19 protein-coding genes are annotated in these 24,390 nt (G+C 65.7%); 6 read left to right on the plus strand and 13 right to left on the minus strand.

What is annotated here, in order from left to right:
* Positions 1 to 51 precede the first annotated feature (51 nt).
* The gene (locus tag AC5RUM_RS06565) at positions 52 to 507 is read left to right on the plus strand and encodes a (deoxy)nucleoside triphosphate pyrophosphohydrolase (protein WP_494034173.1); all 456 of its coding nucleotides are present in this window, start codon (positions 52 to 54) and stop codon (positions 505 to 507) included.
* Here the strand turns inward: AC5RUM_RS06565 and AC5RUM_RS06570 are convergent, their stop codons facing one another.
* Both AC5RUM_RS06570 and AC5RUM_RS06575 read right to left on the minus strand, forming a co-directional pair.
* Positions 508 to 1,653, minus strand: coding sequence for an Rv2578c family radical SAM protein (locus AC5RUM_RS06570; protein WP_494034174.1), 1,146 nt, complete (start codon positions 1,651 to 1,653; stop codon positions 508 to 510).
* 31 nt (positions 1,654 to 1,684) lie between these two features.
* Positions 1,685 to 2,152: a hypothetical protein gene (locus AC5RUM_RS06575; RefSeq protein ID WP_494034175.1), complete on the minus strand. Its 468-nt coding sequence runs from the start codon at positions 2,150 to 2,152 to the stop codon at positions 1,685 to 1,687.
* Between the two features lie 242 nt (positions 2,153 to 2,394).
* On the opposite strand from AC5RUM_RS06575, the gene pheS reads away from it, so the two are divergent.
* Together pheS and pheT are read left to right on the plus strand one after the other, a co-directional pair.
* On the plus strand, positions 2,395 to 3,456 hold the full coding sequence (pheS, locus tag AC5RUM_RS06580; RefSeq protein ID WP_494034176.1) for a phenylalanine--tRNA ligase subunit alpha: 1,062 nt from the start codon (positions 2,395 to 2,397) through the stop codon (positions 3,454 to 3,456).
* Between the two features lie 3 nt (positions 3,457 to 3,459).
* Positions 3,460 to 6,003, plus strand: coding sequence for a phenylalanine--tRNA ligase subunit beta (gene pheT / locus AC5RUM_RS06585; RefSeq protein WP_494034177.1), 2,544 nt, complete (start codon positions 3,460 to 3,462; stop codon positions 6,001 to 6,003).
* 192 nt (positions 6,004 to 6,195) lie between these two features.
* Here pheT and AC5RUM_RS06590 read toward each other — a convergent pair whose 3' ends face one another.
* From AC5RUM_RS06590 to AC5RUM_RS06600, 3 genes are all read right to left on the minus strand, one after another.
* Positions 6,196 to 7,551: a M1 family metallopeptidase gene (locus tag AC5RUM_RS06590; RefSeq protein ID WP_494034178.1), complete on the minus strand. Its 1,356-nt coding sequence runs from the start codon at positions 7,549 to 7,551 to the stop codon at positions 6,196 to 6,198.
* Positions 7,552 to 7,611: 60 nt separating this feature from the next.
* Positions 7,612 to 11,589 carry a Pls/PosA family non-ribosomal peptide synthetase gene (locus tag AC5RUM_RS06595; RefSeq protein WP_494034179.1) on the minus strand — a complete coding sequence of 1,326 codons (3,978 nt, stop codon included), beginning with the start codon at positions 11,587 to 11,589 and terminating at the stop codon, positions 7,612 to 7,614.
* Between the two features lie 96 nt (positions 11,590 to 11,685).
* A complete protein-coding gene (locus AC5RUM_RS06600; RefSeq protein WP_494034180.1) occupies positions 11,686 to 12,651 on the minus strand; it encodes a quinone oxidoreductase family protein in 966 nt (321 codons plus the stop codon).
* Between the two features lie 185 nt (positions 12,652 to 12,836).
* Here AC5RUM_RS06600 and AC5RUM_RS06605 point away from each other — a divergent pair, with 185 nt between their 5' ends.
* Positions 12,837 to 13,985 (plus strand): D-TA family PLP-dependent enzyme, encoded by a 1,149-nt coding sequence (locus tag AC5RUM_RS06605; protein WP_494034181.1) that lies wholly within the window; start codon positions 12,837 to 12,839, stop codon positions 13,983 to 13,985.
* A gap of 57 nt (positions 13,986 to 14,042) precedes the next feature.
* On the opposite strand, the gene AC5RUM_RS06610 is transcribed toward AC5RUM_RS06605, so the two are convergent.
* Positions 14,043 to 14,306, minus strand: coding sequence for a hypothetical protein (locus AC5RUM_RS06610; RefSeq protein WP_494034182.1), 264 nt, complete (start codon positions 14,304 to 14,306; stop codon positions 14,043 to 14,045).
* A gap of 184 nt (positions 14,307 to 14,490) precedes the next feature.
* On the opposite strand from AC5RUM_RS06610, the gene AC5RUM_RS06615 reads away from it, so the two are divergent.
* On the plus strand, positions 14,491 to 14,676 hold the full coding sequence (locus AC5RUM_RS06615; protein ID WP_494034228.1) for a hypothetical protein: 186 nt from the start codon (positions 14,491 to 14,493) through the stop codon (positions 14,674 to 14,676).
* 10 nt (positions 14,677 to 14,686) lie between these two features.
* On the opposite strand, the gene AC5RUM_RS06620 is transcribed toward AC5RUM_RS06615, so the two are convergent.
* From AC5RUM_RS06620 to AC5RUM_RS06645, 6 genes are all read right to left on the minus strand, one after another.
* Positions 14,687 to 14,875 carry a hypothetical protein gene (locus AC5RUM_RS06620; RefSeq protein WP_494034183.1) on the minus strand — a complete coding sequence of 63 codons (189 nt, stop codon included), beginning with the start codon at positions 14,873 to 14,875 and terminating at the stop codon, positions 14,687 to 14,689.
* Complete coding sequence (locus AC5RUM_RS06625) at positions 14,857 to 15,030, minus strand: DUF202 domain-containing protein (RefSeq protein WP_494034184.1); 174 nt, start codon at positions 15,028 to 15,030, stop codon at positions 14,857 to 14,859. The genes AC5RUM_RS06620 and AC5RUM_RS06625 overlap by 19 nt, the downstream gene beginning before the upstream one ends.
* 3 nt (positions 15,031 to 15,033) lie before the next feature.
* Positions 15,034 to 15,429 carry a YidH family protein gene (locus AC5RUM_RS06630; protein ID WP_494034185.1) on the minus strand — a complete coding sequence of 132 codons (396 nt, stop codon included), beginning with the start codon at positions 15,427 to 15,429 and terminating at the stop codon, positions 15,034 to 15,036.
* 33 nt (positions 15,430 to 15,462) lie between these two features.
* Entirely contained in the window at positions 15,463 to 16,461 is a 999-nt protein-coding gene (locus tag AC5RUM_RS06635; RefSeq protein WP_494034225.1) for a formylglycine-generating enzyme family protein, read from the minus strand.
* 284 nt (positions 16,462 to 16,745) lie between these two features.
* Positions 16,746 to 19,100: an arylsulfatase gene (locus AC5RUM_RS06640; protein WP_494034186.1), complete on the minus strand. Its 2,355-nt coding sequence runs from the start codon at positions 19,098 to 19,100 to the stop codon at positions 16,746 to 16,748.
* Positions 19,101 to 19,158: 58 nt separating this feature from the next.
* The gene (locus AC5RUM_RS06645; RefSeq protein ID WP_494034187.1) at positions 19,159 to 20,544 is read right to left on the minus strand and encodes an MFS transporter; all 1,386 of its coding nucleotides are present in this window, start codon (positions 20,542 to 20,544) and stop codon (positions 19,159 to 19,161) included.
* Between the two features lie 673 nt (positions 20,545 to 21,217).
* On the opposite strand from AC5RUM_RS06645, the gene AC5RUM_RS06650 reads away from it, so the two are divergent.
* Positions 21,218 to 22,054, plus strand: a complete 837-nt coding sequence (locus AC5RUM_RS06650; protein WP_494034188.1) for an IclR family transcriptional regulator — start codon at positions 21,218 to 21,220, stop codon at positions 22,052 to 22,054.
* A 25-nt stretch (positions 22,055 to 22,079) separates the two neighbouring features.
* Here AC5RUM_RS06650 and AC5RUM_RS06655 read toward each other — a convergent pair whose 3' ends face one another.
* On the minus strand, positions 22,080 to 24,239 hold the full coding sequence (locus AC5RUM_RS06655) for an amylo-alpha-1,6-glucosidase (protein ID WP_494034189.1): 2,160 nt from the start codon (positions 24,237 to 24,239) through the stop codon (positions 22,080 to 22,082).
* Between the last annotated feature and the right edge of the window lie 151 nt (positions 24,240 to 24,390).

Genomic DNA, 24,390 nt, shown 5'->3' on the forward strand with positions numbered 1-24,390 from the left:
GCTGGCGGCAGAGGTGCGCCCCCCAACCATTCTCCCCCATACACTGGGGAGGTGAGCGAACTGATAAGCGTTGTGGGCGGTGCCGTACTCGATTCACTTGCCCGGCCAACCCGTTTGCTGGTGGCCAGGAGGACGGCGCCTCCACAGTTCGCAGGCATGTGGGAGTTTCCGGGCGGCAAGGTGGAAGCCGGCGAGACGCCCGAAACCGCCTTGCACCGGGAACTGCGCGAGGAGTTGGGCATCGGCGTCCGCCTGGGGTCCGAGCTGACATCCCCGCACCACGCAGGCTGGCCGCTCAACGAACGCGCGACGATGCGGGTATGGTTTGCCGAACTCACTGACGGCGAGCCCCGGCCCCTCGAGGACCATGACGAACTCGCCTGGATCGGCCTTCGGGAACGTGAGGAAGCTCTCAGCCTTCCGTGGATTCCTGCCGACCTTCCGATTGTCCAGGCACTGTTGACGGAACTCGGCGCCACTGCCCCGCTGAAAAACTACGCGGTGTGATCAGAAGAGCGTTGGCTGGGACGCCTGGGCCGTCCCGGGCGTCTTGGCACATGCCGGGGGCAAGCTGCCCTCCGGGTAGGCGGCTTCTTCGCCGCGGGGGTCGTCGGCATCCCGGTGGCTGAAGCCGTGTGAGCCGGAAAACCCGTACCGGGCCTTGAAGTAGCGGACCCGTCCTGCGAGCCAGGCGCGGTACTCCTTCGAAGCGTAGGATCCCGTGCCGTACAGCCGCCTGTACCGTCCAGCGAGTTCCGGGTGCCTTGCCGCAATCCACTGCATGAACCATTCACGCGTACCGGGCTTCAGATACAGGGCTCCGGCCGTCACGCCGGTTGCCCCGGCGGCGGCCAGCGAACTGAACAGGGAATCCAGGGCTTCGTCGCTGTCCGACAGCCAGGGCAGGATCGGCATGGCCATCACTCCGCACGGCAGCCCGGCATCGCGCAGCCTCGATATGAGCTTGAGCCTGGCCCTCGGTCCGGGCGTCCCCGGCTCAATGGCCCCGGACAGCCGTTCATCTGTCATGGCGAGTGAAATGCCGATTCCCACCGGCACCTGGGCAGCCGCGTGTTTCAGCAGCGGGATGTCGCGGGCCAGCAGCGTTCCCTTGGTCAGGATGGACAGGGGCGTCCCGGAGTCGGCCAACGCGCCGATGATTCCCGGCATCAGCCGGTACCGGCCCTCGGCGCGCTGGTAGGGATCGGTGTTGGTGCCGAGCGCGACGTGCTGCCGCCCCCAGGACGGCTTGGCCAGTTCCCTGCGCAGCACCTCTGCGGCATTGATCTTGACGACCACCTGGCTGTCGAAATCCAGCCCCGCATCGAAATCCAGATAGGTGTGGCTCTTGCGGGCAAAGCAGTAGACACACGCGTGGCTGCAGCCCCGGTAGGGATTGACTGTCCATTCGAACGGCATGCGGGAACCGGCGGCCACCTTGTTGAGCACCGATTTTGCGGTGACCTCATGGAAGGTGACCCCGGCAAATTCAGGGGTGGAGACAGAGCGTACAAGCCCCGCCAGCGGCAGCAGCGGCACCGCGGCCGCGGCGGCTGTGCGGTTGTCCGTGCCGCTGCCCGTGCCACTGTTCGGCGAGCTGTCAGTGCCGGGCGCCCGGGGTGCGGGATTGAGTGCCTGCGCGTCCCATCTCATGCTTCAATTCGAAGGTATGTTCGAATCAAAGTCAAGGCCCGCCGTCGGTGTTTCGCCTGATCCGCCGCCTGCCGGCGAGCGTGCGGTTGGGCGGTGATGCCGTTCGGCCGGCGTAGCCGCCGGCTTCGAGCCCGGCATGGCGTTCAAAGGGATTTCCCGATGCCGCGTCGCCGTGGCGCAGCAGCGACCACCCGGCGGCGGCGAAGTAGAGAACCAGGAAGGGCAGCCCGAGGCAGGCGTACTGCGTGCTGTGCCGTTCCTCGTGACCCAGGAGGACGGGGTTTCCCAGGGCCGCCTCGGGCCCGGCGCGGAAGATGACCACATTGCCTACCGTGAACGCCCCGGCGAAGGGGAGTTTCCAGGTGTAGTTGGTGGCGATTGCGAGGCCCCGCGGGCCGCTCACGACCGTGGTTCCGGCCAGCCTGGCGAGCAGCAGTCCCATCAGAGTGGAGCCATTGAGCAGGTTCGCTAGCCGGCGCAACCGCTGTCCCGGGGTCATGAGGCAATGCTAGCCGCGGCACGCGAACAGCACATCGGCCGTCCCGTTCGGGCAGCCGGGCCCGGTCAATTAGACTGGGAACAGTGCCTGCCGGCCAACCTCCGGCGAGCCTGCCCTTGTCTTTGCAGGGCGTCACCGGATGGCGTCATGCAATGACGTGCCAGTGACGGACGCGCTGCCGGGGAAACCGGCACAGCAGCACCGGCCGCTGGCATCACCCGACTCGTAGCTAAGAACAGTAGATGACTGAAACTTTGCCGGGCGCTGCCGTCCCGAACCCTCTGGATGAAGCCGCCATCACCGCCGCCGTCGAGCAGGCAATCTCCGCCATCGCCGGTGCCTCCACGCTCGATGAACTCAAGGCTGTCCGTTTGACCCACACCGGGGAGAAATCACCGCTGAGCCTCGCGAACCGCGAAATCGGAGGCCTGCCAAAAGACCAGAAGGCCGCCGCCGGGAAGCTCATGGGTTCCTCCCGGGGACGCGTCAACAAGGCACTCGCGGAGCGCACCGCCGAGCTTGAGGCCGAGAACGACGCCCGCATCCTGGTCGAGGAAACTGTCGATGTGACAGCCGCGCCGCGCCGCCGCCGGGCTGGAGCGCGCCATCCGCTCTCCACCCTGCAGGACCGCGTGGCAGACATCTTCGTCGGCATGGGCTGGGAAATCGCCGAGGGCCCGGAAGTCGAGTCTGAATGGTTCAACTTCGACGCACTGAACTTCAAGCCGGACCACCCGGCCCGCGAGATGCAGGACACCTTCTTCGTGGAACCGCCGGAGGCGCACCTCCTCATGCGCACCCACACCTCCCCGGTGCAGGTCCGCTCCATGCTGGAACGCGAGGTGCCGATCTACGTGCTGTGCCCAGGCAAGGTGTTCCGCACCGATGAGCTCGACGCCACGCACACTCCCGTTTTCCACCAGTTCGAGGGCCTCGCGATCGACAAGAACCTCAGCATGGCCGATCTGCGCGGCACGCTGGAGCACTTCGCCCGCCAGATGTTCGGAGACGAAGCGCAGATCCGGCTGCGCCCCAACTACTTCCCCTTCACCGAGCCGTCCGCGGAACTGGACATCTTCCACCCCGGTGCCAAGGGCGGGCCGCGGTGGATCGAGTGGGGCGGCTGCGGCATGGTCAACCCCAATGTCCTGCGCGCCGCAGGCATCGATCCGGATGTCTATTCAGGGTTTGCCTTCGGCATGGGCATCGAGCGCACGCTCATGTTCCGCAACGAGGTCAGCGACATGCGCGACATGATCGAAGGCGATGTACGTTTCAGCGAGCACTTCGGGATGGAGATCTAAACAGTGCGTATCCCACTTTCCTGGCTGCGTGAATTCGCGCAGGTACCGGCCGGAGCAACGGCTGAAGACGTCATGGCCGAGCTCGTCAAAGTCGGCTTTGAAGAAGAAGCGGTCCACCGTCCCACCGACGCCCTGCGCGGGCCCATCGTGGTGGGCCAGGTGCTCAGCCTGGTCAAGGAACCGCAGACCAACGGCAAGACCATCAACTGGTGCCAGGTCCGCGTTGTCCCCGAGGGGCAGGAACAGACCCTCACCGGCAAGGGCATTGACCCTTCGGGCGTCCAGGGCATCATCTGCGGCGCCCATAACTTCGTGGAGGGGGACAAGGTTGTTGTCACCCTTCCCGGTGCCGTGCTGCCCGGCGATTTCCACATCTCCGCGCGTAAAACCTACGGGCACCTGTCCGCGGGGATGATCGCCTCTGTGCGCGAACTCGGCATCGGCGAAGACCATGACGGAATCCTGGTGCTTTCGAGGATCGGGCTGGACCCGGTAATCGGCACCGACGCCATGGACCTCCTGGGCCTCTACGATGAAGCCGCCGAGATCAACGTCACCCCGGACCGCGGCTACGCCTTCTCGATCCGCGGCGTCGCCCGTGAGTACGCCCATGCCACGGGCACGGTCTTCACCGACCCCGCCTCGAAGGTCGCGGCCCCGGTGTCGCTGGCCGGCGGTTACGGCGTCAAGATCAACGACGACGCCCCCATCTACGGCAAGCCTGGCTGCGACCGCTTCGTGGCCCGTACCGTCCGGGGCGTGGATGCCACCCGTCCCACGCCGCCGTGGATGACTTCCAGACTTCGGTTGGCCGGGATCCGTTCGATCTCCCTGCCCGTGGACATCTCCAACTATGTGATGCTCGAGCTGGGACAGCCCCTGCACTTCTATGACCAGGACAGGCTGTCCGGGGACATCGTGGTCCGGCGGGCCGTGGCGGGGGAGAAGCTCACCACGCTGGACGGCAAGGAGCGCCAGCTCGACGTCGAGGATCTGCTGATCACCGACGATTCCGGACCGATCGGCATCGCCGGCGTCATGGGCGGCGCCTCCACCGAGGTCTCGGACACCACGTCCACCGTCCTGATTGAGGCGGCCCACTTCGAAGAAGTCTCGATCGCCCGCTCACGCCGCCGCCACAAGCTGCCGTCGGAGGCCTCCAAGCGCTTCGAACGCGGCGTCGACTGGCAGGTGGCGAACGTTGCTGCCCAGCGCGCTGCCGACCTCCTGGTCGAACTCGCCGGCGGCACCGCCGACGAGGCGGGGACCGACGTCGGTACAGCTCCGGACGCCGTGTCCATTGCCCTGCCCGCCGCTTTCGCCGCCAAGCGGATCGGCATCGACTTCACCGAAGAGCAAATCGTCACCTCCCTCGAGGATCTCGGCGCCGTCGTGGAAAAGGCCGACGGCGGCTGGACCGTTTCGGCGCCGAGCTGGCGGAACGACCTTGAGACCAAGGAAGACCTGTCCGAAGAGATCGCCCGTCTGGTTGGCTACGACAAGATCCCGGCGACGCTTCCCGTCGCTCCTCCGGGCCGGGGGCTGACGCGCGTCCAGCAGCAGCGGCGGCGCCTCATCCAGGCCCTCGCCGACGCCGGGCTCACGGAAGTCCTGGCCTACCCGTTTGTCTCGAAGGCTGCCAACGACACCTTCGGCGTGCCGGAGGCCGGGGCTCCCCGTAGCGCCGTCAAGCTGGCCAACCCGATCAGCGAGGAGCACGGATACCTGCGGACGTCCGTGCTGCCCGGCCTGATCGAGGTGGCAAAGCGCAACCACTCGCGCGGCTTCCGCGACCTGGCCCTGTTCGAGGCTGGGCTTGTCTTCCTGCCGGGAGGGACTGTGGGCACGGCCTCCATTCCGCCGCTCGGCGTCAAGCCATCCGACGAGGTGCTGGACGCACTGTACGACGGCGTTCCTGACCAGCCGCTGCACGTCGCCGCGGTCCTGACCGGCCACGACTCACCGGCTGCCGCCGGCCACACCCCGCGGGTCTGGGACTGGGCGGACGCGCTGGACATCGCGCGGCTTGCGGGCGAGGTCCTGGGCGTTGACATCGTGGTGGGGCAGGGCCATCACCAGGCCTTCCATCCTGGCCGTGCAGCCCAGCTGTCATTGCGCAGCGGCGAAATCGTGGGCTACGCCGGCGAGCTGCACCCGAAGCTCCTGGCAGCCTCGGACATGCCCGCCCGCTCCGTCGCGCTCGAAATCAACGCCGACGTCCTTTTCAGTGCCGCCGCGGATGTTATTGTGGCGCGCCACATCTCCACCTTCCCGGTCGCAACCCAGGACGTGGCCCTCGTGGTGCCGCAGGAGATTCCGGCAGACGAGGTGCTGGCCGCCCTGCGCGAAGGTGCCGGTGAACTCCTGGAAGATGTCGCACTGTTCGACGTCTACGCCGGCAAGGGCATCGAGGACGGCAAGAAATCACTGGCGTTCGGGCTTCGGTTCCGCGCCAACGACCGGACGCTGACCGCCGACGAGGCCTCGGCGGCCCGCGAGGGCGCGGTAGCACTGGCCGCAGAGCGCTTCGGCGCCGTCCAGCGCTAGCCAGCCGCCCGGTGCTAGGCAGGGGACGAGTCGCCTGAGCATCGGCCAGGGAACAACGCGAAAGACCACGCCGTCCGGCGTGGTCTTTCGCGCCTCCCCGGAACGCCCGGCTGACGAATCGCTGCTTGATCCTGCTGAGCTTGCACGCGCCGCCGCAATGGAGCCGGCAGTCCGCCGCTCGGGCCCCAGGCCTTATGCGCCGGGCAGCGGGGGAAGAGATTCCTCGTACAGCCAGGGATGCAGCACAGACTCCGAGTCCAGCCCCGTGACCCGGTCGGCTGTCAGGATGAACTCAGCCGTGGTGACCGAACCGTGGCGCATGCCCCTGGTCCATTCTTGCAGCACGGCGAAGAACGCCAGGTCACCGCATCGCCGGCGGAGGGCATGCAGGGCCAGCGCACCGCGTTTGTACACCCGGTCGTCGAACATGAGTTCGGGGCCGGGATCTCCCACGAGGATGTCCTGGATGCCGGCCTCAAGCTTTCGCCACGCCGCTGCGGCCCGCTCCTGGACGGGCATGATGCCGGCCTCCTCGGACCAGATCCATTCGGCATAGCAGGCAAAGCCCTCATGGAGCCAGATATCGCTCCACGAGCTGAGCGTCAGCGAATTCCCGAACCACTGGTGGGCCAGTTCGTGCGCAATGAGCCGCTGGGACTCCCACCCGGGGTCCAGGTGGTTGCGGCCGAGGATGGACAGGGACTGGGCTTCGAGCGGAATTTCGAGATCGTCGTCGGCGACCACCACGGTGTACTCGGGGAAGGGGTATGGCCCAAAGCAGCCAATGAAGGTGCGCATCATGTCCGGCTGGCGTGCCAGTCCAGAGCGGGCGGAACCGGCCAGCGGGGCCGGCACGGCAACGAACTGCGCCACGCCTGCAGCCGCCGGCAGGGCCAGCAGCTCATACCTGCCGATCTGCACCGTCGCCAGGTACGTCGCCATGGGCTCCGTCTGTTCATAAACCCAGGTCTGCCTGCTGGACCTCGTGAAGTGGCCCACCAGCAAGCCGTTGCATACAGCCCGGTAGCCCGCATCGGTGGTGACGGAAATACGGTAGCTTGCCTTGTTCCGGGGGTGGTCATTGCACGGAAACCATGACGGGGCCCCGTTGGGCTGGCCGGCGACCAGCACCCCGTCCGTCAGTTCCTCCCACCCCACTTCGCCCCAGAGGCCGTTGCGCGGCTCCGGGTTGCCGGCGTAGCGGACGTCCAGCGTGAATTCTTCGCCGGGATTCAGGGGACGTTCGCAGTGAACCACCAGCTGCTCGGCGCGTTGCGTAAACCTCCGGACCCGGGATCCGTTCAAGGCGATTTTCTGGGCGCGGAGGCCCGTCATGTCCAGCACCACAGCGGAGGTGCGGCGGGCCGCGACGGCCTGAACCACTGCGCGGCCGATAAGCCGGTTGCTGGCAAGCCGGTAATCAAGCTCCAGCTCGTAGCGCAGGACGCGGTAGGCATCCGTGCCGTGCCCCGAGACGTAAGGATCGGTGGTGCCGGACCCGGCCGCGGACAGCACGGCCGCCGGGCCGGGGGATTCTGGAGAACTCATCAGGCGGATGCCTCAATCAAGCTAGTCGGGCGGTCTTGCGGTGGTATTTCTGGCGGGCAACTACTTCAGGCGCCGCGCGGGAACCCCCGGTCCCGTCCAGGGAGTCACGGGGTTGCCCATCCAGTACGTTGCGGCCGGGACGGTCTCCCCGCGCATCACCAGTGAAGCCGGGCCCACAGTTCCGCCGTCGCCGATCCGTGCCTGTGGCAGGATGACACCGTGCGGTCCCATGGTGGCGCCGTCTTCGAGCGTAACAGCGTCGATGCTCATGATGCGGTCGTGGAAGAGGTGCGTCTGCACGACGCAGCCGCGATTGACCGTCGAGCTGTGGCCCAGGGTCACGAGATCGGCCTCGGGAAGCCAGTAACTTTCACACCACGTTCCGCGGCCAATCTTTGCGCCAAGGGCACGCAACCACCAGACGAGGGCCGGCGTGCCGGTGGCTGCCCGTGCGAACCATGGGGCGCTGACCATCTCGATGAAAGTGTCCACCACCTCGTTGCGCCAGATGAACGAGCTCCACAGCGGATGTTCCCCCGGCTTGATTCGTCCCACCAGGATCCATTTGGCCGCAACGGCGCTTCCTGCCGCAATGCCCCCGACGGCCATGAGCACCAGTCCCCCGAGCGCTGCCGTGGCTGCATAGCCCAGCTGGGCTGCCAGCCAATCGAAGACGGCCATCACGCCTATCGCCAAGGCCACCGTCAGCATGACTGGAACGAAGCGGCACAGCTCCCACAGCATCCTTGCCGCCTTCAACCTGGCAGGCGGCCGGTAAGTCCGCGTGTTGTCCGACGCAATGGCCGTGCGCCTAAGCCTGACGGGAGGGCTGCCGAGCCACGACGTTCCCGACTTGGCCTTGCTCGGCGTCGCCGAAAGTACCGCCACGAGCGAATTCTTGGGTACGTTGCGCCCGGCGGCGGTCATCCCCGAGTTGCCCAGAAACGAGCGCTTGCCGATCTTGGCGGGGGCGATGTGTATCCAGCCGCCAGCCAGTTCGTAGGATGCCACCATGGTGTCGTCTGCGAGGAAGGCCCCCTCGCCCACGGTCGTCATTTTGGGGAGCAGCAGGACCGTAGACGCCTCAACGTTCTTGCCCACTTTGGCGCCCAGTAGCCTCAGCCAGACCGGCGTGAACAGGCTCGCGTAGATGGGAAAGAGCAGGTCCCGGGCCATGTCCAGGACCCGCTCGGTGGCCCACACCTGCCAGCCGATGCGGCTGCGTACCCGGTAGTGGCCCTCCGCGAGGCCCGTCCCCAGCAGCCTCGTGACCGCCAGGACCAGCAGCAGGTTGGCCACGAACCACGTCAGGGCTGCCAGCGGCAGCGAGGCCAGGAGCTGGGGCCAGGCGCCGGCCAGTGACTCGTTTCCCCTGATGAAGAGAAACACAACCAGCGCCGCCGCAAGCGCCGAGATGTAGGGAATCATGGCCAGGACCGCCGAGGCGCCGGCAAAGGCGGCAAACCACAGCCTGCCCATGAGGGAGCCAGACGGCGTGGAATCCGGCCAGTCCTGCTTGGCCTTGCCCCGGCGTTCAGCGGGAGATCCCGCCACCAGCTGGCCGGCTTTCACTTTGCCGAGCACAGCGGAGCCTGGCTCCACCTGCCCGCCGGCTCCGATGCTCGCCCCGGGCATGAGCGTGCTCCGGGCACCGACCGATGCCCCCGCGCCGACGTGAATCTGGCCGATGTGCACCCGGTCGCCGTCAATCCACCAGCCGCAAAGGTCCACTTCGGGCTCGACATTGCTGCCGTTGCCGAGCGACAGGAAACCGGTCACGGGCGGCAGTGAATGCAGGTGGACGTTGCTCCCGATCTTGGCCCCGAGCGCCCGGGCGTAGTACGGAACCCACGGTGCGCTGGCAAGGCTGATGGCGCTGGAGAGATCCTGGATCTGCTCGGCCAGCCAGAGCCGCAGATGCACGCGCCCGGACCTCGGGTACGTGCCCGGGACAACGTCGCGCAGCAGCAGGCGGGCCGCGGCGACTGAGATGGCCATCCGTCCCGGCGGGCTGACGAAAACCAGCCAGGACGCTGCGATCCACCACCAGGAGAGCACCGGAGCCGCCGTAAAACCTGCAAATGCGGCCAGCAGGTTGTTCGCTGCCATGAGGTAGGTCAGCCAGCGCATTCCCACGAGAATGTGCAGCGGGGCTCCCATCAGGGTCTGGAACACCTGAGACCTGCGGGCGGTGGGCCGCACGGGCCGCACCGGTGCCGGGCCGGCAGCAACGCCGTCCGGCAGTGACTGGCGGGCAGTGTCGATGAGGGCGCCAACACGGGGAGTGGCGTAGATGTCCGCCACCGTGATCGTGGGATAGCGGACGCGGAGGGCCGACACGAGCTGGGCTGCGGCCAGTGAGCCGCCGCCGTGGGCGAAGAAGTCCGCGTCGAGGTTTGCCACGCTGCTTCCCAGAACTGCCGCCCACTGCTCCACGATCCACTGGGCGTCGTCGGGCAGGTTGAGCGGGGCGGCGTCCGCGTCTGCGGCGCCGGCTCCGGGCAGCGGCCAGGGCAGCGAATGCCTGTCCACTTTGCCGCTGGTTTTCGTGGGCAGGCTGCTGACAACCGTCAGCAGCGGAATCAGCGCAGCGGGGAGCGTGGCGAGCAGCAGCTCCCGGGCGGCCGCCAGATCCGGGTCGGAACCGCCGGCGGGGGCGAGGTAACCGACCAGGACCTGGTTGCCTGCCGCCGTCGTGCGTACCGCGGCAGCCGCGCCCGCCACGCCTGGCAGCGACTGGAGTGCAGCGTCGATTTCACCGAGTTCGATCCTGCGGCCGCCCAGCTTGACCTGTTCATCGGCGCGTCCGATGAAGATCAGTCCCTCGCGTTCGTAGCGGACCAGGTCGCCGGAGCGGTAGGCCCGGTCCCACCCCAGCGCCGGCATGGGGGCGTACTTTTCCGCGTCCTTGAGCGGGTCGAGGTAGCGGGCCAGGCCCACGCCTCCGATGATCAGTTCACCGATTCCGCCCTCGGCGACGGGAACGTCGTCGGAACCGACCACAGCGAGGTCCCAGCCATCGAGCGGCAAACCGATCCGGACCGGGCCGGTGCCTCCCAGGGGAGCGGCGCAGGCGACCACTGTCGCTTCGGTCGGCCCGTAGGTGTTCCAGACTTCGCGGCCCTCCACCGCGAGCCGTTCAGCCAGTTCCGGCGGGCACGCTTCCCCGCCGAAGATCAGCAGCCGGACGTTTTCAAGGGCCTCGGAGGGCCAGAGCGCCGCGAGAGTGGGCACCGTGGACACCACCGTTATGCCGTGGCTGATCAGCCACGGCCCCAGATCCATCCCGGTCCGGACCAGAGCACGCGGAGCCGGCACCAGGCACGCTCCGTGGCGCCATGCCAGCCACATTTCCTCACACGAGGCGTCGAAGGCCACGGAAAGGCCGGCAAGGACGCGGTCCAGGGGGCCGATGGGATCTTCGCGCAGGAAGATCCTCGCCTCGGCGTCGACGAAGGCGGCCGCTGACCGGTGGTTGACCGCCACACCCTTGGGTGTGCCCGTGGAACCTGAGGTGAAGATCACCCAGGCGTCGTCGTCGGGGGTCGCCGGCCGGGGCGCCGGAAAGGGGCGCGGGCGCTCCTTGTCAGTGACAATGTCGCCTTTGGCGCGCAGGATGCCGGCGACGCCCGCCTCACTGAACACGAGCTTGGCACGTTCGTCCGGGTCGTCTGCGTCGACCGGAACGTAGGCCGCTCCGATCATCATGACGGCGAGGATTGATATGTAGAGCTCGTTGGTTCCGGAGGGGATCCTGACGCCTATCCTGTCACCGGCGCCCAGGCCCGCCGCATGAAGACGGCGGCCCTCGGCGCGGACCGCCGCCATCAGCTGCGCGTAACTTAGGGACTGCCGGCCGTCATCCAGCGCCGACGCGTCCGGGTACCGGACCGCAGTCTCCTGCAGTATGTCCACCAGTGTCCGCTCCGGAGGGGCTGACCGCGAACCCGGCAGCTGGGCAGCGTGGACGGCGGCGGCCGCTGTCCCGCGCGCTCCAAGGCTTGCGGTTGGGTTGCTCTCCGGGAGTTGCTCATTCACTGGGGGATTCTCTCCCGCCAAGATGAACAAAAGGTAGCGCGCTTTACCGGGTGTTCACATGGCGGCATTGCCCTGTACTCAGGGATTGCCCCGGATTCAGGGAACGAGAAGTACCTTGCCCGTGGTGCGCCGCCCTTCGAGGTCCTCGTGGGCCCGCCGGGCTTCGGCCAGGGGATAGGTGCCGCCGATGCGGACCTTGAGGTGCCCGTTCGCCGCGGCGGCGAAAATCTCACCTGATCGCCAGTGGCGCTCCTGTGCGTTGAGCAGGAAATGCCCCAGTGAAGGACGGGTCAGAGTCAACGATCCGCCGGAGTTCAGGCGCTGGGGGTCCACCGGCGGAACAGCACCCGAGGCGGCACCGAAAAGGACCAGCGTTCCCCGGGTGCGCAGGCAGGAGAGCGAACCGTCAAAGGTGTTCCTGCCCACGCCGTCGTACACCACGTCCACGCCTTTCCCTCCGGTCAACTCGCGGATGTGCCGGGGGAAGCCCTCGTACCGCAGCACATGGTCGGCGCCGGCCTCGCGGGCGAGCTCTTCCTTGGCATCGGAGGAAACAGTGGTGATGACCCGTGCGCCCCGTTCCTTGAGCAACTGGGTCAGCAGCAGGCCTACCCCGCCGGCGCCCGCGTGCGTCAGCACCGTGTGGCCCGGCTCCACCCTGAAGGAGGAATTGATCAGGTAATGGGCTGTCATGCCTTGGAGCGGCAGCGCTGCGGCTGTGAGGTCGTCGACGCCGTCCGGCACCGGAAGGGCCTTGGCCGCATCCAGTACCGTGTAGCCGGCGTAGCATTTCGACCCCTCTGCCGTGGCGACCCGGCTGCCGACCGCGAAATCCTCGACGCCCTCGCCGACTTCCTCGACGGTGCCGGCCGCTTCAGACCCCGGAGTGAAGGGGAAAGGAACCTGGTACATGCCACCGCGCTGGTACGTGTCAATGAAGTTCACGCCTGTTGCCGCCACCTTGATGAGCAGCTGGCCGGGGCCGGGAACGGGGCGGTCAATCTCCGTGAAGTCCAGGACCTCCGGTCCGCCCGGCTGCTGGGCGACGATGGCGTGCGTCATGGAATCTCTCCTTTCCCGGGCCGGGACTTCCGGCTGCCGGATGCTCAGTCCATCCTAAGGAGGGCGGCGCGTGAGGCGAAGCCGGACGGCAGCCATGGGTTCCCGCGGCCTGGCATCCCCCGTGACCCAAGCCCGTCGGTCCAGCCCATAACATGAGGAAGGGCCGCCGTCACGAAGGGGAATACATGAGTACCGTCAACGCCCGGGGACACGAGAACCAACACGTCCCGGTCACGGCTGTGATCCCTCCCGGCACCGTTACCCCGGAGGTGATGATCGACGTCGACGTCCTGGACCGGAACATCGCCCGGATGGCGTCCGCCACCCGGGCCCGCGGACTGCGGCTCCGCCCGCACGCGAAGACCCACAAGGTTCTGGAAATAGCGGAGCGGCAACTCGCGGCCGGGGCAGTCGGGCTGACCGTCGCGACCATCGGCGAAGCGGAAGTCTTTGCCAAGGCCGGGGTCCGCGACTTCTTCATCGCCTACCCGCTGTGGGTGACAGCACCCCACGCGGAACGGCTGCGCACCCTCTTGGAGTCCAGCAGCATCACGGTGGGAGTGGACTCGGCGGAGAGCGCATCGTTCATGGGGCAAAACCTCGGCGCCGCCGCCGGCAGGATTGCCGTCCTGGTGGAGCTCGACAGCGGGCACCACCGCAGCGGAGTCCACCCGGACGACGCCCCCGCGGTTGCCCGCGCGGCCGCCGATGCCGGGCTGGACGTCGCCGGCGTCTTCACGTTTCCCGGCCACAGCTACGCGCCGGGGATGCCGCTGGCAGCGGTCCGGCAGGAGGATGAGGCGCTGCGCCGAGGAGCCGACGCTCTGGCGGCCGCGGGCTTCCCTGTACGAACCATCAGCGGAGGATCCACGCCCACTGCCCTGCTCGAAGGCGAGACGGCAGCAACAGAATTGCGCCCCGGCGTCTACGTGTTCGGTGATGCCCAGCAGCTCGAGCTCGGGCGCTGCGGCACCGAGGACATCGCGCTGACGGTGGCCAGCACGGTGGTCAGCCACCACCGGACGGAACCGGGCGAACCCGGACGCTTCATCATCGACGCCGGGAGCAAGGTCCTGGGCAGCGACCGTCCGGCCTGGGCCAGTGGCTATGGCAGGCTGCTCGACCATCCGGATGCCAGAATCACGGCGCTGTCAGAACACCACGCCACGGTGGAATGGCCGGGGGGACTCCCGCTGCCCGGCCGCGGAGACGTGCTCAGGGTGATCCCCAACCACGTGTGCCTGACCATGAACCTGGTGGACGAGGTGGCCGTCGTCCAGCAGGGGGCACCGGCAGGCCGATGGACGGTTGCGGCACGGGGACGGAACAGCTGACCAGGGTGTGTCTTTAGGAGACGCGTGGCAGGCCTGGCCGGAGTGGGGTTGGCTGCTTCAAACGATGTTTGGTGCACTGGCCAGGATGTAATCGATCGCGGCCGGACCAGTCATGGCAAGGCAATTGTCCGAGGGGCTGATGCCATGCCGGTCCCTGAGCGCCGTGAACAACGCCCCCGGTGAGGCGATAGGGGAGCGACTCACCATGCACCAACTCGTGTAGAGACCGTACAGGGAGTCGGGCCCGAGTCCGGCTCCTGCTTCCCGATCGGAGGCAATGGCCTCGTAAAGAAACCGGTCAAAGTCTGGGGTGGAGGTCATGTGCGCTCGTTTCAGGGTTGTTCATCGCTTCCGGTCTCGTGTCAGATCTCGCCGCCTCTGGTATAGGCCGGATCTGTCCAGAGACATGTGTTGTTCGGAGCGGAACCGGATGCGGATGGGCGTAGCTGCGCGGCGGAGCCACGGCATGGGTCCCGCTGCCGGAGTTTAAGGACCTTCGCCAGTTATGTGGCTCTTCCGAGTTGCGGTGGGGGTGAGCGGCGCGTTGCTCACCGTCCGCGTCGGCACCGAAGCGATCAACGGCCTCATCGAACTCCACCGCCGCGTTGCCCGCTGCTTCCGCAACCGGGAGCACTACCGACTACGCATGCTGCTCATCGGCGGCGGACTGTCCCACCCCCACCTCAGGTAGGAAGAGCCAGTTACGTGAGGGGCAGGAAGAGGACGGTGTAGATCCCCAGGACGGCGAGAAGGACGACGCTCGCCGCGACGGCCGCCGTCGAAGCGATGTCCGGGGCCATCGCATCCTGTTGGATGCCGCGGATGGCGCGGTGGAGGCGGCGTCTGCGGGTGAGGTTGATGGCCAGGGCGGTCAGGACGGCGGCGGCCACAAGGTGCCGGCGAACCAGCCGTGGTGCGGCATCCAGCGCAGGAAGATGGCGGCGGCCACCATCATGGACATGGTGGTGCGGCCCCAGGCGAGGTCTGTGCGCTCGGGTTGGAGGCCGGCGTCGCCGTGTGTCTGTGTATCGCGCTGTCGCGGCACGGGTCAGGTGGTGCGGACGAGGACGAAGACGACCATGACGGCGGCGACGAGGGCGCCGCCGGCGGCGAGGATGGGTGCGATCCAGGGCAGCGGCAGTGGGGTCTTGTGCCGCATGGAGCGTTCGACGTTCAGCCAGCGGAAGAACGATCCGCCGCCGATGACGAGGGCGAGCACGAGCAGGAGCACCGCGATGGTTTTGCGGAGTTCCGGGGCGAAGAGGTCGGCCATGAAGGCTTCGACGGCGACGCCGCCGGCGAGCAGGGCCAGGGAGGTGCGGATCCAGGCCAGGAAGGTGCGCTCGTTGGCGAGGGTGAACCGGGGGTCGGGTTCGGTTCCGCCGCCAAGGATCCGGGCGGAAAGGCCGCTTCGCTCGCCGCCCTGGGAGTTTGTAGCTGCCACGTGGGGTTTCCCTTTGTTGTCGACGATGCCTGTTCAGTCCATCGCTATAGTGCGAAAGCCCTGGTTGCCGGAGGATGATTCGGGTGTGTTGGAGGTGCGTGCTGCGACTCGGTAGCGGTTGCAGTAGGAGTCGTGGCAGAGGTAGGAGCCGCCGCGCATCACGCGTCCGGCGCCGATGGTGGGTCCTTGCGGGTTGTGGGTGGGGGAGTTGCGGTAGTACTTGGGCAGGAACCAGTCCGCGCACCATTCCCAGACGTTACCGGCCATCTCATACAGGCCGTACCCGTTGGGCGGGAAGGACCTGACGGGGGCGGTACCGAGGTGGCCGTCATCGCGTGTATTGGCTGCTGGAAATGCGCCTTGCCAGATGTTGCAGCGGTGTTCCCCTTCCGGGGTGAGTTCGTTGCCCCAGGGGTAGCGCATTCCGTCCAGGCCGCCGCGCGCGGCGTATTCCCATTCGGCTTCAGTGGGCAGCCGGCGGCCGGCCCAGGTGCAGTAGGCCAAGGCGTCGTGGTGGGAGACGTGCACCACGGGATGGTCCGGGATGTCCTGCCAGTTCGAGTTTGGGCCGGTGGGGTGTGCCCAGTCGGCGCCGCGGATGTTCAGCCACCAGGGCGCTCCGGCAGCGGTTCCGAGGACGTCTTTGCCCGTGGCAGTGGAGAGCAGGTGGAACACTGCCGAGCAGCCATACTGCTCAGCCTCGGTGCGGTATCCGGCGGCCTGGATGAAGGCGGCGAACATGTTGTTGGTGACGGTGGTGGCATCGATCCGGAAACCGTCCAGTCTGACCTCGTGGACAGGCGTCTCGCCGTCGGTTGTATAGCCTTCCCCAAATGCGTCACCCATGCTGAATGTCCCCCCGGGGATGTCAATGCTGCGGTGGGATTCCTGCCCTGTCAGGCCTATGCTGCGGGCGGGCCCGTCGTTGGCAACATCAGGCAGAAACGGCTCACGGGAGGGTGAACAACATCCTTTCGCTTGGCCGGTGCTGAGGGGTTCGCCACCAGATGAGTCTGTTGTGGAGTCAGTGATTGGCAGGTTCATATTTCCTCTTCTTGCGGCTGTTCTCGAGGTGTAGAGGGGCTTTTCGGGTGTTTCGCTGGTCCGCGGCCTCCGCAGGTGACCTTGCTGGCTAGGCGAGGCCACCCGCGGGGGCTCTGGGTCAGCCGCTTGCTGGAATACGTTCTTCGGCGAGGGCGGGCGTGCTCCGTGCCGGAGGGCTACTGTATGGACGGCGTAGGGGCACGGACGGGGGTTTTGTACGAGACCGCGCCCCGCGTGGCGCCCTGGGGCTTTGGTTCCCCCGCCTCCTTCGGCTACTGGTGCGCCAGTGCCATGCGCTGACGGTCTGCAGCCGTGAGGTGCTGGTCGTGGCTGTCGTCGTGCAGGTCGATGCGCACGGTGTGGATCGTGCCGGTGAAAGCGTTGTCGATCGGGCGGTATTCATCGGTGACCGGCGTTCCGCGGTCGACGCCGACGTTGAGCGTTTCGTCGAAGGAGAAGTAGTAGGCCGTGGTCTCCTCTACCCTGCCCTTGCCGACGATCTTGCCATCAGCGGCGAGCCGGATTTCCGCGCCCTTGCCGATGCCGCCGCCGTCGTACTGGAATTCCAGGGTGACTTCCTGGGTTCCCGGCACGAGGCGCTCCTCGGAGCGGACGATGTAGAGGTCCCGCCCGTAGCAGTTGTGGGCGTAGCTGAGGTGCCCGTCCGCCACATACAGGGACCAGCCGCCGAAGCGGCCGCCCTGCGCTATCAGGACACCTTCGGCGCCGCCCTCCGGGACCTCAACCCGGGCGGTGACACTGTGGGACCTGTTCTTCACGTTCAGGGTCGTTTCTTCGGTGAAGCGGCCCATGCCGGCACGGTAGGTTACCGATTTCCGGTCGCCAAGCAGGTCGATCCGTCCGGCAACTTCGGGGTTTTCCCGCTCTGTGACCCGGTCGTCCAGCGGGAAGACGTTGTACTTGCTCGCCTCGATCAGGAACAGCTGCTGCAGTTCCCGCAGCTTTTCGGGGTGCTTGTCGGCGAGGTTGCGGGCCTGGGTCCAGTCAGTCCGGATGTCGTAGAGCTCCCAAACGTCTTCGTCGAAGGAGGGTAGCCCTTCCGGGACCATTTCCCAGGGTGTGCCGTGGCGGGTCACGGCCGTCCAGCCCTCGTGGTAAATGCTGCGGTTGCCGCACATTTCGAAGTACTGGGTGCGCCTGCGGTCTTCAGCGTCGGGAGCATTGAAGGTGTAGACCATGCTGGTGCCCTCGATGGGCTGCTGCGTCACACCGTTGACCGTGACAGGGTGGGGGATGCCCGCCGCTTCGAAGATGGTCGGGGCTATATCGATGACGTGGTGGTACTGGTGCCGCACGCCGCCGCCTTGGCGGATGCCATTGCCCCAGCGCATGATCATGCCGTCGCGGGTGCCGCCCAGGTGGGAAGCGACCTGCTTGGTCCACTGGTAGGGGGTGTTCATGGCCAGCGCCCACCCGACAGGGTAGATGGCATACGTGCTCGCGTCGCCGAGGGCGTCGAGTTCCTGGGCCATGGCTTCCGTGCTGTCTTTGAAGCCGTGGCCTACCAGGTGCTCGCGCATGGTGCCTTCGATCCCGCCCTCACCGGAAGCACCGTTGTCACCGAGTATGTAGATGAAAAGGGTGTTGTCCAGCTCGCCGAGTTCGTCCAGGGCATCAACGAAGCGCCCGACCTGCGTGTCCGTGTGCTCTGCGAATCCGGCGTAGGTTTCCATGAAGGCGGCGGCTACCTGGTGCTCGGTGTCACCGAGTTCGTCCCAGTGGGGCACGACGTCGGCCCAGGGGCTTAGCTCGGCAGATTCGGGGACGACTCCGAGTTCCTTCTGCCGGACCAGGGTCGCTTCGCGTTGGGCGTCCCAGCCTTGGTTGAAGCGGCCGCGGTACTTGTCCTTCCATTCGGGAGCGACGTGGAAGGGACCGTGGGTGGCGCCAAAGGCGATGTAGCTGAAGAACGGCTTCTCCGGCGTGAGAGTCTTCTGGGTCTGGACCCAGCTGATCGCCTGGTCGACGAGGTCTTCTGAGAGGTGGTAGCCGTCTTCCGGCCGGCGTGAGGGCTCCACGGGCGTTGTGCCGTCGAAGAGCTGCGGGTACCAGTGATTCATCTCGGCGCCCATGAATCCATAGAACTTGTCGAAGCCCTCGCCCACGGGCCACCGGTCAAACGGCCCCGACGGACTAACTTCCCGGGGCGGGGTCTGGTGCCACTTGCCGAACGCTGCAGTGCTGTAGCCGTTCTGGCTCAGGGTCTGGGCAATGGTGGCTGCACTGGCCGGGCGGAATCCGGTATAGCCGGGGGCTGAAGTGCTCATTTCGGTGGTCACGCCCATGCCCACCGAGTGGTGATTCCTGCCTGTCATCAGGGCCTGGCGGGTGGGTGAGCACAGTGCTGTGACGTGGAAGCGGCTATAGCGCAGCCCTTCTTCGGAGAGTTTGTCGGCGGTTGGCATTTCGCAGGGACCGCCGAAGGCACTCGAGGCGCCAAAGCCCATGTCATCGATGAGAACGACCACGACGTTGGGAGCGCCGTCCGGGGCCCGAAGAGGGGCAACGGGGGTGAATGGTGCCTCTTGTTGATGGATCCCCATTGCCGCGGTCACCGGCTGGCTTCTTCCTGCCGGGATGGGGAGAATTTCGCGGATTTCATTCATCGTATTGTGCTCCTGTCGTAGGGCTGCAGAGGTTGTTGATCGGGTCGTACCGGCAGGTTCAGAGATCCGAGCCGACTTTGGAGGCTGTGGTCGGTGTCGGCGGCGACATAACTTCGATGGCGCCGGTCTCTTCCAGGGAGCGGCTGCGGGTCTCTTCTGCCCAGGCGATGCACGCAAGTAAGCCGATGAACGTGATGCCGGCCCCGATGAACATGGTTGCGGAGGTCCCGAGGGTTACCAAGGAGACGGGGACGAGGAACGTGCCGACTGCAGCTCCGAATCGTGTCAGAGCTACCGCGACGCCGACGGCTGCGGCACGGATCCTGGTGGGAAACAGCTCGTTGGGATAGGCCCATTCGAGGATGCTGGGACCACCGGAGAAGAGAGCGTACAGGCAGAAGAAGCCGACAATGAAGGGTCCGGGTGCGTTCGTCCATAGTCCGAGCGCGATCAGGGGGAGCACCATGAGTCCGAAGGACCAGATGATGGTTTTGCGCCGGCCGATGGTTTCCAGGAGTTTCATCGCAGGGAGGCAGCCGAGCGCGAAGACGAGGTTGATGATTGCCGTTCCGAGGTTGGTGAGGTTTCCTGTGCCCATGCCCAGCGAACCCAGCAGTTGCGGGCCGAAGGTGAGCAATGCGAACAGGGGGATGATGGCGCAGGTGAAGAAGATGATGATGAACAGCATGCGGCGCAGGTAGATGCCGCGGAAGAGATCGAGAACATTGCCGCGGGATTCCACGGTCCGGGGCAGGTTGCCGGTCAGTTCAGCGGCGCTGACACGGACATGGAGGGAGTTTTCGATTACCCGACGGGCCTCGTCGATGCGTCCGGCGCCTACCAGCCACCGGGGCGATTCGGGGGTGCCGATGCGGAGCAGGAAAACGATAAGCGCCAGGATTGCGCCGCTGCCCAGCATCCAGCGCCAGCCGTCGCTGCCCATGAATTCATTGATCAGGTATCCCACGAGGTAGGCCAGCGATGCGCCGATGTACCAGATGACGATGACGGCGCTGAACATTCCGGCCCGCCGCTTCCGCGGAAGCCATTCAGAAAGCAGCGAGGTCGCGATGGGGTAGTCGGCGGCGATGGCGGCGCCGATGATGAACCTGAGTACGATCAGTTGCCACGATTCAGTAGCGACTACCGAGAGGGCCGAGGCGACGACGAGCACGAGGAGGTCAAGCGTGTACATGGGCTTCCGACCGATGCGGTCGGTGAGCGGTCCGCAAATCAGGCCTCCGAAGAACATCCCGATAAGGGAGGCCACTCCGACCGTTGCTTCTACGCCGGTGTCCAATTGCATGTGGCCGGTGATTCCGGGCAGTGCGATCCCAACGATTGCGAGCAAGTAGCCGTCAAGTAATGGGCCGCCGGAACATGCGGCCGTGAGTTTGCGATGGAAACCTCGGACAGGTGCATCATCAACAGCAGTGAAACTCATGGAAATGATCCTCAAAAATAGTAGTTAGGTGCGTCTCTTGCATCGCTGAGCACAGCGGGCAAGGACAGACAGGCCATGGACTTACTTTTCAACCAGGCCTTTCATCACTGGCCCCGTTCAGCAGGCTTGGGCTGCATCAGATGGGGGCGTGAGGGGCAAGGGAAGGACGGATTTAGGTGTGTCACTGTTCGCTCCGTCGCGAAAATCAGCGACCGGTTGCGGCATGCCCCTGAAGTTAACGGGGCAGGAGTGGCATGCACGGGGCTGGGTTCAGCAGGGAGACGCGGGACGTTTTAGCGAATCCGAAATGATGTCCCGCATCTCCTGCATCTCCTTGTCATTGCAATGGACAGAATCCATTCAGCGGCTTTCCCACTGCAAGGGTGGCTTTATAACCCTGCAAAAGGGGCTCGTGACCCCCGTGCAGAGCGGGCTTCTTCGCTGCAAGAGCGGCGTCGAATCTTTGTTCGCTATGTGTACAGTGTTGCGCTCTCAGCAACTTGTACGTTTTCAGTGTTACCCGGATCACGGCAGGCGTCAAGAGTTTTACGGAAGTTAAGAGGCTTGTTCCCTTCACAGAAGGCTGTGAAGCTCGATTCGCGCAGCTGACCAAGCTGCCAAGCGACGCTTTTGACGCCCTGAGCCAAAGGAATGAGTCTGAGACTATAAAGACATGGCATTTTCAGTGCACGACATTGACTCGACCACCGACGGTGAGGATTCGACCGCCGAGCTTCAAGGGGGCGGTCTCCAATCAGTTGAGCGCGCCATCGCAGTCCTGAGGATTCTGGCCCGTACCGGCAGTGCCGGCGTCACGGAAGTCGCCGAGGAAATGGGAGTGCACAAGTCAACAATTTCCCGGCTTCTTAAAGCACTGGAAGCACAAGGTATGGCACAGAACAGCGGACGGGGGAAGTATCAGCTCGGACTTGGCATCCTGCACTTGGCCAACGCGATACCGATGCGGCTGGATCTGACGAGGGAAGCCCGTCCTGTCCTCGAAGCCCTCGCGGCCAAATTCGGGGAAACCGTCAACCTGGCCGTTCTGAGCTCGAACCACGTCGTTAACATCGACGAGGCCTTTGGCCCCTCCACGCTCGCCGCCACTCAGAACTGGATGGGCCGTTTGACACCCATTCACGCTACGTCAAGCGGAAAAGTGTTCCTGGCATCGCTCTCAACCGCACAGCGCAGCCGCATTTTGAAGGATTTGGGTATGCCCGCGGTAACAAAGCAGACCATCACCTCGCGGGAAGAACTGGAGGAGCAACTTCTGACAGTGACGAAACGTGGATACGCCTCCGTGCACGGAGAGCTCGAGGACGGACTCAACGGCGTCGCCGTTCCTATCCGCGGCCACGAAGGAACCGTCATTGGGGCTGTTAGCATCGCTGGCCCGTCCTTCAGATTCGAACCTGAAAAGGTGCCCGGGTTGATTGATGAGCTTAAAGCGGCCGGCGTAAGAATCAGTGAGAAAATGGGATACGGGCAGGTTCAAGTCCGCAAATGAAAGAGGAAAGCGCACGGCGCCATTGTTAGGCCCTTCCGCGTAGTCCGGCTTGTTCCACTAGTTCTGTCAGCCACGGTCGCTGCTTGCGGTGGAAGGCTATGCCATCGGGCAGGCCCTGCACGGTAGGTTCGGAACCGGCGATGTCGATGGTGATGCGGCCGCCGCCCAGGGGAGCGTTGGTGATGTGCAGGTCGCCATAGGACTCCGGGAGCACAGGGTCCATCCAAAAGCCGCCGCGGGAAATATGGGTGTCATAGCGCATCAAACTCGTCACCAGCTGGATCGGCGTGGTCGCTGCCCAGGCTTGCGGCGCACATGCCGTCGGGTAGGGGACCGGCGCGGCGACCTCGTCCCGGCTGAAGCCGCAGAACAGCTCTGGCAGCCGGCCATCGGAATATTCGGCCGCATCCAGCAAGGCTGTGGCGATGCGCTGCGCATCCTCCACGAAGCCGTAGCGCAACAGGCCCGCGGCGATTATGGCGTTGTCATGTGGCCAGACCGATCCGTTGTGGTAGCTCGCCGGGTTGTAGGCGCCCATGTCGCTGGCAAGGGTGCGCACACCCCAGCCGCTGAACATCTCCGGGGACATCAGCCGTTCGGCCACGAGCGGCGCTTTGTCCTCATCAACCAGGCCCAGCCACAGGCACTGACCCATGTTGGAGGCGCACGCGTCGACCTGCCGCTTCTTGCCGTCCAGGGCAACTGCGTAGTAGCCGCGGTCAGGCATCCAGAACTGTTCGTTGAACCGTTTCTTCAGCTGCGCCGCCTCCTCGGCCAACTGGGCCGCCAAGGGCCGGTCCCCGGCGTCATACGCCATCCACGCACGGGCGATGTACGCACTGTAGACATAGGCCTGGACTTCGCATAGCGCGATCGGTGTCTCGGCCAGGGTGCCGTCGGCGAAGTTGATGCCGTCCCAGGAGTCCTTCCAGCCCTGGTTGATCAGGCCCTGGGGATTAAGCCGCTCATACTCGACGAATCCGTCGCCGTCCCTGTCGCCGTAGTGCCGGATCCAATCCAAGGCCCGGTCGGCATGGGGCAGCAGGGCGGCGATGGTGTCCTTGGCAAAGCCCCAGCGGCTGACCGATCCGAGCGTCATCACGAACAGCGGTGTGGCGTCGATGCTGCCGTAGTAGGCGGACTTGCCGCCCAATGCCAGGCCGCCGGAGACACCGAGCCTGACTTCATGAAGGATTTTGCCCGGCTCTTCCTCGCTCATGGGATCCACAATGCTGCCTTGGCGATCTGCCAGGGTTTGAAGGGTGCCAAGGGCCAATGAAGGGTCAACCGGCAGCGCCATTTCCGAGGCCCAGAGCGAGTCACGTCCGAATAGGGTCATGAACCATGGAGCGCCGGCCGCCACCACAACGCGCTCCGGGTGGTCCGGGTCCTCGATGCGCAGAGCGCCCAAGTCGTCATAGCTGCGCCGCAGAGTCCGTTCGATTGACGAATTTCCCATCTGCAGCTTTGGAATCTTCGCAACCCATTCCTGGCGGCGCTGGTCACTTGGCGACATTCCGCCCGCGGCAGGGTGCACGAACGATGCCATCGGGACGGTGCCCCCGTCGACAGTAGGCGCCACCGCCAGCAGCGTGCTCCACTGCCCATGCGGCGGGACAACCATTCGGTACGTCAGTGCATCCCGTCCGACCTCGGCGCCCTCTGCCTTGACGACGACGCTCTTCCGGAGCCCCTGCCAAACCGCTTGGATGCTTAGCGAATCACCCTCAGGCTGGCGGGTCTCCTCCCACCGCCGTGCAACCCGTGCCTCTTTCACTTCGAACAGGTCTGCGAAGTCGGACTCCACGCTAAGGAAAACCACGCACTCTGCCGCCTCTGCGGAGTAGTTCCGGACCGTGATCTCCTCCACGATCCCAGTTCCCACTTCTCGAAGGCGCTTTACGATCAGAGAGCTGTCCGCGTACCCGTCCGAACGCGGAACGCGGCCGATAAACAGGGCGCGAAACGGCTCCTTCAACTCCGTGGCCAGCGGCTCCAGCGGCTGTCCGTTCACGATCAAGTTCCATCGGGACAGAATGCGGGTATCTTCGTGGAAGACCCCATGCGGGTGCTCCGGATGGATGTCCCCGTTCGTCAAGGAAATACAGAAGGATGAACCCTCCACCAGGGTCACTGTCCCAGCTCCCAGTGGCCCGGCGGCTGTGTCAGCGTTCCATCCTGCCAATCCCGGCCCCCTCAAGAGCTGGCACCAGAGGCGGATGACCCTTCAATCCGCACCCGCCGGTGCCCCCGTTTCTCCCACCGACGGTACTCTTGCTTGCTCCTGCATGCCACCCGCAGGAAGCGAAAAACCCGTCGAACTAATGCCCAATAAG

This window comes from Arthrobacter sp. B2060, assembly GCF_059090445.1.

Bases quoted from the DNA above. Each gene is read 5' to 3' on its own strand.
- pheS (WP_494034176.1), top strand. From the start codon at position 2,395: ATGACTGAAACTTTGCCGGGCGCTGCCGTCCCGAACCCTCTGGATGAA.
- AC5RUM_RS06615 (WP_494034228.1), top strand. From the start codon at position 14,491: ATGTGGCTCTTCCGAGTTGCGGTGGGGGTGAGCGGCGCGTTGCTCACC.
- AC5RUM_RS06605 (WP_494034181.1), top strand. From the start codon at position 12,837: ATGAGTACCGTCAACGCCCGGGGACACGAGAACCAACACGTCCCGGTC.
- AC5RUM_RS06600 (WP_494034180.1), bottom strand. From the start codon at position 12,651: ATGACGCACGCCATCGTCGCCCAGCAGCCGGGCGGACCGGAGGTCCTG.
- AC5RUM_RS06590 (WP_494034178.1), bottom strand. From the start codon at position 7,551: ATGAGTTCTCCAGAATCCCCCGGCCCGGCGGCCGTGCTGTCCGCGGCC.
- AC5RUM_RS06645 (WP_494034187.1), bottom strand. From the start codon at position 20,544: ATGAGTTTCACTGCTGTTGATGATGCACCTGTCCGAGGTTTCCATCGC.
- AC5RUM_RS06640 (WP_494034186.1), bottom strand. From the start codon at position 19,100: ATGAATGAAATCCGCGAAATTCTCCCCATCCCGGCAGGAAGAAGCCAG.
- AC5RUM_RS06610 (WP_494034182.1), bottom strand. From the start codon at position 14,306: ATGACCTCCACCCCAGACTTTGACCGGTTTCTTTACGAGGCCATTGCC.
- AC5RUM_RS06570 (WP_494034174.1), bottom strand. From the start codon at position 1,653: ATGAGATGGGACGCGCAGGCACTCAATCCCGCACCCCGGGCGCCCGGC.
- AC5RUM_RS06650 (WP_494034188.1), top strand. From the start codon at position 21,218: ATGGCATTTTCAGTGCACGACATTGACTCGACCACCGACGGTGAGGAT.
- AC5RUM_RS06575 (WP_494034175.1), bottom strand. From the start codon at position 2,152: ATGACCCCGGGACAGCGGTTGCGCCGGCTAGCGAACCTGCTCAATGGC.